This window comes from Roseateles chitinivorans (assembly GCF_050632145.1).
Taxonomy (GTDB): Bacteria; Pseudomonadota; Gammaproteobacteria; order Burkholderiales; family Burkholderiaceae_C; genus Roseateles; species Roseateles chitinivorans_B.
This window is the reverse complement of the sequence record NZ_CP192577.1, coordinates 4,744,304-4,755,449: the sequence shown is the minus strand read 5'-3', so window position 1 is coordinate 4,755,449 and position 11,146 is coordinate 4,744,304. Positions and strand designations below refer to the sequence as shown.

General features: G+C 71.5%; 15 protein-coding genes. 8 read left to right on the top strand and 7 right to left on the bottom strand.

What is annotated here, in order from left to right:
- The first annotated feature begins 209 nt into the window (after window positions 1-209).
- Window positions 210-833, top strand: coding sequence for a mechanosensitive ion channel domain-containing protein (locus tag ACQ86G_RS21900; RefSeq protein ID WP_431257287.1), 624 nt, complete (start codon window positions 210-212; stop codon window positions 831-833).
- On the opposite strand, the gene ACQ86G_RS21895 is transcribed toward ACQ86G_RS21900, so the two are convergent.
- From ACQ86G_RS21895 to ACQ86G_RS21885, 3 genes are read right to left on the bottom strand one after another with little or no spacing between them, the layout of a single operon-like run.
- The gene (locus ACQ86G_RS21895) at window positions 818-1,480 is read right to left on the bottom strand and encodes a hypothetical protein (protein ID WP_431257286.1); all 663 of its coding nucleotides are present in this window, start codon (window positions 1,478-1,480) and stop codon (window positions 818-820) included. The two genes, ACQ86G_RS21900 and ACQ86G_RS21895, sit on opposite strands and share 16 nt — an antisense overlap.
- Complete coding sequence (locus tag ACQ86G_RS21890) at window positions 1,477-3,024, bottom strand: tetratricopeptide repeat protein (RefSeq protein ID WP_431257285.1); 1,548 nt, start codon at window positions 3,022-3,024, stop codon at window positions 1,477-1,479. Before ACQ86G_RS21890 ends, ACQ86G_RS21895 begins: the two co-directional genes overlap by 4 nt.
- Window positions 3,025-3,048: 24 nt before the next feature.
- The gene (locus ACQ86G_RS21885; protein WP_431257284.1) at window positions 3,049-3,792 is read right to left on the bottom strand and encodes a serine/threonine-protein kinase; all 744 of its coding nucleotides are present in this window, start codon (window positions 3,790-3,792) and stop codon (window positions 3,049-3,051) included.
- A gap of 108 nt (window positions 3,793-3,900) precedes the next feature.
- Between ACQ86G_RS21885 and ACQ86G_RS21880 the strand changes: the two genes are divergently transcribed.
- The 7 genes from ACQ86G_RS21880 to ACQ86G_RS21850 all read left to right on the top strand — a co-directional run bounded on the left by ACQ86G_RS21880 (window position 3,901) and on the right by ACQ86G_RS21850 (window position 9,122).
- On the top strand, window positions 3,901-4,785 hold the full coding sequence (locus ACQ86G_RS21880; RefSeq protein ID WP_431257283.1) for an FHA domain-containing protein: 885 nt from the start codon (window positions 3,901-3,903) through the stop codon (window positions 4,783-4,785).
- A gap of 301 nt (window positions 4,786-5,086) precedes the next feature.
- Window positions 5,087-5,590, top strand: a complete 504-nt coding sequence (locus ACQ86G_RS21875) for a hypothetical protein (protein WP_431257282.1) — start codon at window positions 5,087-5,089, stop codon at window positions 5,588-5,590.
- 152 nt (window positions 5,591-5,742) lie between these two features.
- Window positions 5,743-5,916 carry a hypothetical protein gene (locus tag ACQ86G_RS21870; protein ID WP_431257281.1) on the top strand — a complete coding sequence of 58 codons (174 nt, stop codon included), beginning with the start codon at window positions 5,743-5,745 and terminating at the stop codon, window positions 5,914-5,916.
- Between the two features lie 26 nt (window positions 5,917-5,942).
- Entirely contained in the window at window positions 5,943-6,266 is a 324-nt protein-coding gene (locus ACQ86G_RS21865; protein WP_431257280.1) for a glycosyl hydrolase 108 family protein, read from the top strand.
- Window positions 6,263-6,484, top strand: coding sequence for a putative peptidoglycan-binding domain-containing protein (locus tag ACQ86G_RS21860; RefSeq protein WP_431257279.1), 222 nt, complete (start codon window positions 6,263-6,265; stop codon window positions 6,482-6,484). Before ACQ86G_RS21865 ends, ACQ86G_RS21860 begins: the two co-directional genes overlap by 4 nt.
- Complete coding sequence (locus tag ACQ86G_RS21855) at window positions 6,481-7,302, top strand: hypothetical protein (RefSeq protein ID WP_431257278.1); 822 nt, start codon at window positions 6,481-6,483, stop codon at window positions 7,300-7,302. Before ACQ86G_RS21860 ends, ACQ86G_RS21855 begins: the two co-directional genes overlap by 4 nt.
- Window positions 7,299-9,122 carry a helix-turn-helix domain-containing protein gene (locus tag ACQ86G_RS21850; protein WP_431257277.1) on the top strand — a complete coding sequence of 608 codons (1,824 nt, stop codon included), beginning with the start codon at window positions 7,299-7,301 and terminating at the stop codon, window positions 9,120-9,122. Before ACQ86G_RS21855 ends, ACQ86G_RS21850 begins: the two co-directional genes overlap by 4 nt.
- Window positions 9,123-9,136: 14 nt before the next feature.
- Here the strand turns inward: ACQ86G_RS21850 and ACQ86G_RS21845 are convergent, their stop codons facing one another.
- The 4 genes from ACQ86G_RS21845 to ACQ86G_RS21830 all read right to left on the bottom strand — a co-directional run bounded on the left by ACQ86G_RS21845 (window position 9,137) and on the right by ACQ86G_RS21830 (window position 11,047).
- The gene (locus ACQ86G_RS21845; RefSeq protein ID WP_431257276.1) at window positions 9,137-9,403 is read right to left on the bottom strand and encodes a hypothetical protein; all 267 of its coding nucleotides are present in this window, start codon (window positions 9,401-9,403) and stop codon (window positions 9,137-9,139) included.
- Between the two features lie 121 nt (window positions 9,404-9,524).
- Complete coding sequence (locus ACQ86G_RS21840) at window positions 9,525-9,851, bottom strand: hypothetical protein (protein ID WP_431257275.1); 327 nt, start codon at window positions 9,849-9,851, stop codon at window positions 9,525-9,527.
- A complete protein-coding gene (locus ACQ86G_RS21835) occupies window positions 9,842-10,663 on the bottom strand; it encodes a hypothetical protein (protein ID WP_431257274.1) in 822 nt (273 codons plus the stop codon). The genes ACQ86G_RS21840 and ACQ86G_RS21835 overlap by 10 nt, the downstream gene beginning before the upstream one ends.
- A gap of 36 nt (window positions 10,664-10,699) precedes the next feature.
- Entirely contained in the window at window positions 10,700-11,047 is a 348-nt protein-coding gene (locus tag ACQ86G_RS21830; RefSeq protein WP_431257273.1) for a hypothetical protein, read from the bottom strand.
- Window positions 11,048-11,146: the final 99 nt, after the last annotated feature.

Genomic DNA, 11,146 nt, shown 5'->3' with positions numbered 1-11,146 from the left:
CACGCCCTCTGAACGGGCCCGCGAATCGCTACGCCGCTGCTCTCTTTGTGATGAGCTGAAACCGAAACAACTCCGAAGAGGTAGGACGGAAACGGACGGCCGGCGACGACGTACCGGGTCGGAGGGACAGGTCTTGCCTCACAAGTCGTCGCATCCATCCCGGTGCCTGAAGGCCGGGGCGACGCGGCGACGCGTTAACCTGCTGCGCCATGAACAAGCTTTACCAATCCCTGCACGACCGTCTTCCGCTGTGGCTGGCCGAATGGCTGGACATCTTCGTCCCGGTGATCGAGGTGGCGGTCATCGGCCTGGGCGCGTGGCTGGTGATGCGCGTGGCGCGCCTCATCTCCCGCCGGCTCACGAGCCGCTACGGATTCCCGGTCAAGGTCGCCTCGCTGTTCCTGCGCAGCATCGGCGTGCTCGTCTACGGCGGCGCGTTGCTGTGGTCGCTGGAGCGCCTGGGCGTGTCGGGCTCGGTGCTGTGGACGGCGTTCACCGGTTTCGCCGCGGTCGGCGCGGTCGCGTTCTTCGCCGCGTGGAGCGTGCTGTCCAACCTGTTCTGCACGCTGCTGATCTACATCACGCATGCGTTCCGGATCGGCGATGTCGTGGAACTGCTGGAAGCCGGCGACCGGCCCGGCGTGAAGGGCCGGGTGGTCGACATCAACCTGGTCTACACGACGCTGCTGGAAAGCGGCGACGCGCAGAACGGGACGATGCTGCAGTTGCCCAACAGCCTGTTCTTCCAGCGGGCCTTGAGGCGGTGGAACGGGGCGGCGGCGGAAGTCGCGCTGCCGCAGGCCCCGGTCCTGCCGCATCATCCGGTGGGCTGATCGCCGTCGGCCCCCTCGTGCGGCCGGTTGTAGCCATTGCCGACCTCCGTTTCCGGATCGAATCGGAACACGCGGATGTACTTCTCCTTCGCCGGATCGGGCTCCGTGATCTCCACGGTCAGCACGAAACTCATGTCCCAGCGACCCAGCTGATGCTTGGCGCTGACCGGGTGGGTCCCCACGGGATGGATCACCCGGAACGCGTTCTGCGCGCGGTAGACGATGGTGAGGTAGTTGTCGGCGGACAGCAGTCTTTCCGGCGCCAGTTCCAGGTTGTCGACATGACGCGTGGTGCTGCCCGACCGCTCCAGTGTCGGGCCCATGAATGGCGAGGGCTGGGAGTAGGTCATGCCGATCTCCTCACCGGCCCAGTGCAGCTCCGGAAACGTGATGAAGAAGCAATCGACGATCCGGAAGCTCCAGGGCTTGTCGAGGTCGTCGATCGGTCCCCCTCCCTTGACGAAGACGCTCACGTACTCCCCCGGCAGCAGCGAGACGCCGCCGGCCCTCGGGCCGCGCTGCATGTAGATGTCGCGATGGCCTTCGGTCGCGTTCCAGCACAGCAGCTTGGACTGCTGCTGATAGTCGAACGACAGTGAGATGGCGGCGGGAAGCGGGGCGGCATCGCCGTGCGCGGGTCGGCTCATGGTCGGGTGTCTCCTGTGGGGGGCTGATGAGGGACGGGGAGGAGGGAGGCAAACCCGGGGTCTTCCCGCAGGGCGGCGAAGGCCGGCTCGGTCTTCACGAGGGCGGCGGGATAACCCAGGCTCAACGCGCGGCGCAGCGACTGCAGCGCCAGCGCGCGCTGGCCGAGGGCCTCCTGGGCCAGGGCCATCCGGAAGTTGGGATCCGCGCGATCGGGCGGCCGCGCCTGCAACGACGACAGGCTGGCCGCGGCCTCCGCCAGCATCCCGAGCCGCGCCTGGTAGAGCGCCGCCCGGGAGACGTTGGCGGGCGACGGGTCGCGCGTCAGCGTGGGCTGGAACAGCTGCCACGCCCGCCGGTAGGCCGCGGTCGACGCTGGACGCTCCCCGGGTGTCCACAGGAGGGCATCGGCGAGATTGGCCCAGCGCAGATAGAAGTTCGGACTGCCGTGCGGCCCGTCGGCCGCGGCCTGGAACGCCGCCGCGGCCGCCGCGTAGTCGCCCCGCGCATACAGCGCATTGCCGAGGTTGGTATACAGCCGGCCCGCCGGACGGATCTGCAGGCCGCGCTGGAGGACCTGCAGCGCTTCCTCCGGTCGTCCCAGGCGCAGCAGCGTCGCATTGAGGTTGGCGTAGGCGAAGACGGCGTCGGGCTGCGTCTGGATGCTGGCGCGGAACTCGCGTTCAGCGGCCGCCATGTCGCCGTGCTCGAAGTGGAGCCAGCCCAGCAGGTCGATGAAGGTCCGGTCGTCGGCGTGGCGCTCGCGGGCGGCCGAGGCCAGCTCGAGCGCGGCCTCGAACTTGTCCTGCGCCATCAGGAGGCGGACCTGGCCGTTGAGCGCATAGACGTTGTCGGGATCCAGCCGCAGCGCGCGCTCGTAGCGCGTCATCGCGGAAGACCGGTCGCCCTGGACCTCCAGCGCCCATCCTTCGGCGGCCTGGGCCAGGGCCAGTTGCCCGTCGAGCATGACGGCGCGCCGGGCCGCCTCGCGCGCCTGCTGGAGCAGCGATTCGTCATGCCCGTCATTGCGATGGCTGATGCAGTGCGCGATCGCTAACGCGGCCCAGGCCGCGGCGTGGCGGGGCGAACGGTCCACCACCGTCCTGAAGTGCGCAGTCGCGCGCGCGACCGCGCCGTCCTCGTCGAAGCGGCGCAGCGCGTCCATGCCGGCGCGCATCTCCTGCGGGTCGCTCGGCACGCTGCGGTTGGCGACGGCACCCGGCGGTGCCGGATGGTCGCCCGACACCGCGGCGGACAGTCCCAGCAGCAGGAGCAGGGGAAACAGCGGGGGCAGCAGGGCGTGCAAGCCCGATCGCCGCGTCGGCGATCCCGCCGTCCGTGGCTCCCCGCGTGACTGCCCGCGTGGCTCCCCGGGTGACAGCCCGCGTGACTGCCCGTTTGGCGGCCCGGCGCGCAACTCGACGGGCAGCTCGTCGAGCGCGCGCACGACGGCCTCCATGCCGGCGGGGCGGGCCTCGACCGCCGGCGCGCCCATGGTCCGGATCAGGTCGACGACCGGCCCGGGCAGCCCCGGGGGAACTGCCACGACGCGCTGCCGTCGGACCGCTCGTCACCCGGAGCACCCGTCGGGCACCGGCGGTGTCCACCGACGAGCTCGAGGAAGACGGCGCCCAGCGCGTAGAGGTCGGATGCCGGCGACGGGGGCGCCGGCCAGGCGTTCCGGCGCCATGTAGGCGACCGTGCCGGCCTGGATGCCCGCAGTCGCGGCGTCGAAGCCCGCGGGATCGAAGGGCTGCGCGACGCCGAAGTCGAGGATGCGCAGATCGCCATCCGCCTGCAGCATCAGGTTGGACGGCTTGATGTCGCCGTGGACCAGTCGGGCCCGGTGCACCTCCGACAGCGCCTGCGCCGCCTGGCGGATGACGTCGACCGCCGGCGGCAGCGCCATCGGGCCGTCCCGCATCACGACGGACAGCTCGCGGCCGAAGACCCGCTCCATGACGATCCATTGGCCGCTGCCGTCGTTGATGACGCCGTGGATGCCGACGAAGGCGGCATGCCGCAGGCTCGCGGAGCGCCGGGCCTCGAGGAGATGCCGATCACCGCCGGTGGCGTCGACGCGGCGCAGGCGCTTCAGGGCCACCGGACGCAGCAGCAGCGTGTCCCGGGCGGCGAAGACGTCGCCCTGTCCCCCGGTGCCCAGGGTCCGTTCCAGCACGTACTGGCCGACGACGCCCGGATGGCCGGCATCGGGCGGCGACGGACCGGACGACGGGCCGGACGATTCGCGGGCCAGGGTCGTGGTCAGTCCCGGCGCGGGTCGCGTGCGTCGGGGAACGGTGATGAAGCGCATCCGCCACTGTCGCAGTCAACGCGCGCGCGCGGCCCTGTCAGGCATTACAGCTGCGCCCGGCCGGGCCGCTCCTTAAAGTCCCTGCGCGTCATTCATCGAGGGGGAAGCGTGGCGGTCCTGATCCACAGCACCAGCGGCCGCAGGATCGTCCTGCTGGCCCAGCACATCTTCGGGCGGGACCGGAGTTCCTCGACCGTCATCGCCGATGGCGAGGCCTCGCGCCTGCACGCCTCGATCCGCTGGACCGGGCAGGGCTGGGAACTCCGCGACCACAGCCGCAACGGCACGATGCTGGACGGCCGACGCGTGCCGCATCACGGCGCGGTGGCGCTGCAGCCGGGCCAGTCGGTCGCGTTCGGCGTCGACGCGGCCGCGAGCTGGCGGGTGCAGGACCTGGACCGTCCCGGGCCGATGCTGCTGCGGCTGGACGGTGCGGAGGCGATCAGCCTCGCCCGTTCCAACCTGCTGCCCGACAGCCACGCCGCGACCGTGTCCATCGTCCAGGAGAACGACGGAGTCTGGCAATGCACCTCGGAGGCCGGCCTCTGCGCGCTGCAGGAGGGGGACGAGGTGGACGTCGGTGGACACCGCTGGCGCTTCCACTCGGGCGTCGGCCAGATCACCGAGGAAGTGTCGACCGGGGCGGTGTCCCCGGTCCCCGTGACGCCCGCGTGCGTCGCGCGTTTCGACGTCAGCCTCGACGAGGAGCACGTGATGCTCCGCCTGCGTTATGGCGACCGCGACCTCGACCTCGGGGAACGGACGCACCACTACGCGCTGCTGACCTTAGCGCGCCTGAGGACCGACGACGCGGCGCGCGGGCTGGCACCGCCGGATCAGGGCTGGGTCTATCACGAGCGCCTGGGCCGGATGCTGGGGCTGGACGCCGGACATCTCAACATCCAGATCTTCCGGTTGCGCCGCCAGCTGGCGCAGGCGCTGGGGCAAGACGTGACCCCGCCGGCCTTGATCCAGCGACGGCGGGGGAGCTGAGGTTCGGGGACCTGACCCTGGAGATCCGGCGCGGTCAGGCGCCGACCGCCATGACGGGCCGGGCGACGTGAGGCCGCGCGGGGTGCCCTGACGCCCTGACGCCCTGACGCCGAGCATGCCGAGCATGCCGGCCACGTGGTGTCATGTGGCCTGATATCGCGTGACTCGGCGCTATGCCTGCCGCGGAACGCCGCGTAATGCCGCGTAATGTTTTCGTCGTCCCGGTTCATCGACAGTCGTTTCGTCGCGCCATGCCATCGGCAGGTCAGCGGCGATCACGACATCGATGGAGAAAGACGACATGGTCATCCCCACCTGGCTCCTCGGAGCCCTCCTGCTGGCCGCCGGTGGCGGCGGCCTGCTCGGCTACCGCGTCGGGGCGTACCGGCTGGACGAGGTCACCGGGACGCTGACCCGGACCCGGGCTGAACTGGACTCGCAGGCCGGGCAGTTCCAGCTGGCGAAGCAGCGTCTGACGGACGGGGCGGATGTGATCGCCGCCGCGCATCAACGCGACATGGCGGCCCTGCAGGAGCGCTCCTCCCAGGACCAGGAGCGGCTGAAGGCCGCCAACGTCGAGGCGGCGCAGCGCGTGACCGTGCTGGATGCGCGGCTCGCCGCGATGGACCGCGAACGGGCGGCCCTGCGCCAGTCGCCGCCGGCCCCGGCCGATGCGGCGTCCGTCGCGCAGCGCCTGGCCGCGCTGGACGCCCAGCGGAGCACGGTCGCCAACGAGCGCGAAGGCCTCGACTGCCTCTCGGCGACCGTGCCCGAACCACAGCTCGCGGCGCTGCGCGGCCGCTGAGACGGGAGGCCCCTCATGCGAGCCGCTTGCCTCCTGCTCTGGCTGTCCCTGGCGATGACCGGCTGCGCGTCGCCGCCGATCGTGGTCGTGCCCCCGCGCTCGGCTGTCCGGTTCCCGCCGGCCTGTCCCAAGCCTGTGCCGACCCGCGACCGTTGCCCGCGGGCCTCTCCTACGGCGATCTGCTGCTGGGCTACCGGGCCGATCGCGGCAGCTTGCAGGCATGCGCCGCGAGTCAGCGCGACCTGATCCGCCTGCTGGCCGACTGCGAGTCGCGGCTGGCGGACTACAACGCGAGCCTGGGGGCTCGCGGTCAACCCCGTCCTTGACGACGAGATCGAACGGAGACCTCACCATGGCCGACTTCAACCGATTCCTGCCGATGCTCCTCCGCTTCGAGGGCGGCTTCGTCAACGACCCCGCGGACCCTGGCGGCGCGACGAACAAGGGCATCACGCTGCAGACCCTGCGCGGCTGCGGCCCGCAGCTCCTGGGCATCGCGCCGACCCTCGACAACCTGCTCGCCCTGACGGACGCGCAGGCCGGCATCGTCTACAAGCGCCAGTACTGGGACCCGCTGCGCGGCGACGACATCACGAGCCAGGGGTGGCGGACATGCTGGTGGACTTCCATGTCAACGCCGGCAGGAATGCGATCGTCGTCCTGCAGCAGACGTTGAATGCGATCGCGGCCGCACCCACACCGCTCGCCGTGGACGGCGTGTTCGGCGACGGCACGTTCGCCACGCTCAACGGCGCGGATGCGACGGTGCTCTACAGCCGCCTGCGCGCCGCGCGCATCGCCTACTACCAGCGGCTGGTCGAGGCGAAGCCGACGCTGGGCCGGTTCCTCCAGGGCTGGGTGAATCGTGTCGACGCGTTCCCGGTGACGCCATGAGCGAGGGGCCGCACGCCATTTCCGCGACCTCGAAGACGCCGGTGCTCCGGGATGAGTTGTCCGGCGAGATCTGGCTGATGCTGCGATTCGCGTGGTCGCGCGGCGTGGCGCTGCCGGAGGAACTCCTCGCGGGGCTGGACGCCATGGACAGGCCCGCAATGACTCCCGCGGTCGAGTCCCCGATTGAGTCCACACCGGCGCCCGCCACGATGCCCATCGAGGCGCTGGCCGGCGTCCCGCTGTCCACGCTGGCGGCCCTGCACGCCGGACTGACCCGCGCCATCGCACCGGCCTTGCCGGTCACGCTGTGCCTGATGGGCGATCACGCGGATCTGCCCGGATGGATCCGGGTCATGGGCCCGATCCCCAACGTGCGCCTGCTGCTGGGGGCGGCGTTCAGCTTCCTCGCGCTGTTCGTCGCGTTGAGCGTCAGCCCCTACCTGACCGCGGAGACCATGAACGCCGACATCTACGGCGTGAACGGCATGCGACAGCTGGCCGTGCTGGCCTTCCTGCTCTCGGCCGCGGGCATCGGCGCGACCTTCCAGGCGCTCTTCACGGCCCAGCGGTTCGTCTCCGATTCCAACTACGACCCGCGCTATGACGGCTCGTACTGGATCCTCATCGGACTGGGGCTGGTGGCCGGCCTGCTGCTGTCGGTGCTGTTGCCGCTGGAGATGGAGTCGGCGTCGTCGCCGTCGATGGCCAAGCCGCTGCTGGCGCTGCTCGGCGGGTTCTCCGCCGGGCTGGTCTACCGGATCCTGCAGCGGCTGGTCGACACGGTCGATTCGCTGTTCCAGCCACGATCCGCGTCGTGACGCCGCCTCCACCGACCATGGTGCCCGACCCCGACGACCTGTCCCCGGCGGCGATCGATGAATGGATCCGGCGCGCCTATCAGCCGCACGGACGCCTGTCCGATCTGCTGAACGGGCTGGCCACCAGCCTGATGAACCGGTGGCCCTTGCGCGCGCTGGAGCTCAGCATCGACGATCAAGGGGAGTGGCTGGCGCAGCGTGAGGCAGGACGCCTTCACGTCGAATGGCGGCCGGCGGTGACGGCGTCGCAAGCCGTCATCTCGAAAGCCGCCGTCTCGGAGGAAAAGCAGGCAGAGCAGGCAGCGCCGGCCCAGGCCGCCATGCAGGACGAACATCGCAGCGACACGCTGCCCGTCGTTCATGCGGGCCTGCCGCTCGGGCGCCTGACCCTCGCCTGGCAGGCCGGCCTGCCGGAGACGCCGACGACCGCGCCCGCGCTGCGTCACCTGTGCGCGTGGCTGGGGCGGCTCTGCCACCGCCACCGCGTCGAGGACTGGGCGCATGCGGCACAGCGGCCGATCAGGCTCCTGATCGGCACCAGCGCCGCGCTGGCCCGGCTCGAGTGCTTTGTCGAACGGGCCGCGCAGAGCGACCTGCCGGTGCTGCTGCAAGGGGAGTTCGGCACCGAGAAGGCCTGGGCCGCGGCGGCCATCCATGCCGGCGGACGACGCCGGTCGGGACCGCTCGTGGAGGTCCATTGCGCGCATCCGCCGGACGGCCCGGCGGCGTGGCTGCAGCAGGCCCGGGGCGGGACCTTGTTCCTCCACGGCGTCGACGAGCTGTCGCCGCCGCTCCAGACGGAACTACTGGGCCAGTGGCTCACGGCACAACAGGCATGGCGCGCGGAGAACGCGGCGGCGGGCGGCCTTCCGGGAAGTGTGCCGGGCGTTCGACTGATCGCCTCGACCACGGCCGACCTGCGCCATCCTGGCGGCGTGCCGGTGGTCTCGCGGGCGCTACATGCCGAACTGGACTATCTCTCCGCGGAACTCCCTGCCTTGCGCGCGCGCCCGGGCGACATTCCGCTGCTGCTGGAAGCGGCGCTGGGCCGGTCGCTCCCCGCGGCCGAGCCAGCGCAGATCGACGCCGCCCTGGCGGCCGCCTGCCAGGCCTACGACTGGCCCGGCAACGTCGCCGAACTCGACCGCGCCATGGCTTGCCTGACGACCATGGCCGAAGCTGCCGTGATCGGCCTGGAGGAGCTGAGGCGCTACACGCCGTGGCTGCTGCCGCCGGCGGGCGATGCGGCGGGCGATCGGGCCGGACGGCCGGGAGCCGGCCCCGAGGAGATCGCGGGACGCGCGGAGGACGTCGTGCCGGACGCGGTCCCGGCCTCCGTCGGCAGCGCGTCGGCGCAAGCCGTTCCGCCCGGTTCCGGTCCCTTGCGGCCGCTGGCCCCGTCCACGGCGACGGGCCTCACCGCGGCGCCCCGTTCGGCCTCGCAGTGGGTCGGCATCGTGCTCGAGCGTCAGGTCCGCGTCCTCGACACCGTGCATCCCGGACTGCGGCGCGCCCTGCTGTTCCTGTCGGAGCACTTCGCGGAGCCGGTCTCGCTGACCGACCTGGCGGCCCAGGCGCATGTCAGCGCCTCGCACCTGACCTTCCTGTTCCGCAGCAGCCTGGGCATGAGCTTCAAGTCCTTCCTGCTGTGCATCCGCATCCACATCGCACAGCAGCTGTTGCGGGAGCCTCAGCTGCGCATCACCGAAGTGGCGCTGCGCGCGGGCTTCGCGGACCTCAGCCATTTCGAGCGGTGCTTCCGCCGGGCCGTCGGCCGCAGCGCCCGCGACCACCGCCGTGCGATGTCGGCGGGCGAGTAGCCCGCGGTCGGGCGTCAGCCGCCGGTTCCCTTGACCGCCGCCGCGATCGCGTTCATCGCCTGCTGCTGCGCGGCGGCGATGGCATCCGCCTGCGCCTGCATGGCGTCCTGGAGGGACTGGCCGATGGCCGCCTCCTGGGCGGCCAACGAGGCCTCCGCCTGGGCCTGCGCGGCCTCGGACTGCTGCTGCGTCGCGCGCAGGGCGGCGGCCGTCGCATCCAGGGAGGCCTGCAACTGCGCCGCGACGGCGTCGGCCACCGGTACGGCCACAGGTGCGGCCATAGGGACGGGCACCGGCACAAGCACCGGCTCGGGGGTCGCCGGCGAGGGCGAGGGGGAGGGCGAGGGGGAGGGCGAGGGGGAGGGGGAGGGGGAGGGGAAGGGGAAGAAGCGGAGGGGTCGCTCATGACAGGGGCTCCTGTTGATCGGGATGGGACAGGGGATCGGATGGGGAACCGGACGAAGGACCGGGATCCGGCACCGACGCCGCGGCGATCCGCCGCGCCAGGCCGAAGTCGCGCAGCGAGATGACGCCGTTGGCGCTCAGCTGCAGCTCCAGGTGCTGGTCGCCGGACTGCAGGAGGAAGACGCCGGTGTTGCCGTCCTGGCCCAGCTGCGCGTCGTGCGGGTGTGCCTGGCCGAGCAGCGTCTGGGCCGCCTGCAGGTAGGCCTCGACCAGTTGTCGTGCCGCGCTGCCGGTCTCGTTCTGGAACCGCGTGTTCAGCGCCACCTGCACCAGTCCTTCGGACAGCCGGGAGAACCCCACCGGCTTGCCGCTGGACAGCCAGGCCCTGACCGCGCGTCCGACGTCGTCGGGGAGGGCAGTCCGGTGACCTGCGGGCAGTCCAGGGCGCCGAAGAACAGCGGCAGCAGCGTCCGCATGGCCTGGGCCGCGGCATCGGCGCGTTGTCCGGGTCCGGGCGAGGCGGCCGCGGAGCGGGCCGCCAGGGCCAGGTAGAAACGGAAGTAGTCGCAGAACTCCTGGGGCGTGCGCGACTGCTGCACCGCGAAGGTGGCCGCCTCCTTCGCCAGGGTGTCGGCCTCGCTGCCGGCGCTGGCGGCCAGCAGCGGATCGCGCATCAGCCGGACCAGCGCCACGCGATCGTGGAACTCGGTGCCTTGCAGCACCGGCGCCCGCGCCACGCCCAGGTCCGTCAACCAGGCCTGGGGGGCGATCAGATCGGCCTGGCTGAGGAGCTGGTGGTCGTCGAGGACGCGGCGGACCTGCGTGTTCAGCAGCGCGTTGGCATCGCCGCCCTCCGCCTTGGCCAGCACGGGCAGATCGCCGCCCAGGCTCATCAGCTTCACCGGGCTCACCATCAGGCCGAGCCGGGGCAGCAGCGCCAGCGGGGACCCGTGCAGGCCGAGCTGGACCTGGGACAGCAGCGTCGTTTCATCGGGGAAGTCGTAGCGCACCCCCATGCCGGCGGCCGCCCAGCCCAGCCATTCCAGGCCGCCGTCGACGAAGGCCAGCGCCAGCCGCGCCAGATCGGACAGGGACGCCGCCTGCTGGACGGGCCGCCCCGCAACTGAGACTGACATGGCAATGGCTCCTGAGTTGAGGGGAGGGTCCGCGGATCAACCCGCCGGAAATCCCTTGAGGACGTTCGCCGCGGCCGTGCCGACGTTGGAGAAGTCCGTGGTGGCGTTCTGCATCAGCTGCTGCGCGGCGTCCAGCGCATTCTTGTAGCGCTCTTCGCCGGTCGCCAGGTACTGCGCCATCGCGACGCCCGCCGCGGTGGTCGCGATGGTCGAGATGTTGCGCAGCGCGTCCGCGGCGTCCTGCACCGCGATGGCGGAGGACTGCGCCACCGATTGGTAGGCCTTGCCGGCGCCGCTGGTCATCACGACCTGCGGGCTCATCGTGGCCAGTTGCGACTGGTTGATCACATCGATGATCTGGGCATTGACCGTGGTCGGATCCATGGGAACTCCTGGGTGGGACGGGGACGACTCGCCGAGGCGACCGACGGCGGACCGCGGGCCTTGGGCCTGGCGCTTCAAGGGCGCTTCAAGAGCGCTTCA

Excerpts from the sequence above, each read along its gene's own strand:
- ACQ86G_RS21900 (WP_431257287.1), top strand. The coding sequence starts at position 210 with ATGAACAAGCTTTACCAATCCCTGCACGACCGTCTTCCGCTGTGGCTG.
- ACQ86G_RS21895 (WP_431257286.1), bottom strand. The coding sequence starts at position 1,480 with ATGAGCCGACCCGCGCACGGCGATGCCGCCCCGCTTCCCGCCGCCATC.
- ACQ86G_RS21885 (WP_431257284.1), bottom strand. The coding sequence starts at position 3,792 with ATGCGCTTCATCACCGTTCCCCGACGCACGCGACCCGCGCCGGGACTG.
- ACQ86G_RS21875 (WP_431257282.1), top strand. The coding sequence starts at position 5,087 with ATGGTCATCCCCACCTGGCTCCTCGGAGCCCTCCTGCTGGCCGCCGGT.
- ACQ86G_RS21865 (WP_431257280.1), top strand. The coding sequence starts at position 5,943 with ATGGCCGACTTCAACCGATTCCTGCCGATGCTCCTCCGCTTCGAGGGC.
- ACQ86G_RS21855 (WP_431257278.1), top strand. The coding sequence starts at position 6,481 with ATGAGCGAGGGGCCGCACGCCATTTCCGCGACCTCGAAGACGCCGGTG.
- ACQ86G_RS21845 (WP_431257276.1), bottom strand. The coding sequence starts at position 9,403 with ATGGCCGCACCTGTGGCCGTACCGGTGGCCGACGCCGTCGCGGCGCAG.
- ACQ86G_RS21835 (WP_431257274.1), bottom strand. The coding sequence starts at position 10,663 with ATGTCAGTCTCAGTTGCGGGGCGGCCCGTCCAGCAGGCGGCGTCCCTG.
- ACQ86G_RS21830 (WP_431257273.1), bottom strand. The coding sequence starts at position 11,047 with ATGGATCCGACCACGGTCAATGCCCAGATCATCGATGTGATCAACCAG.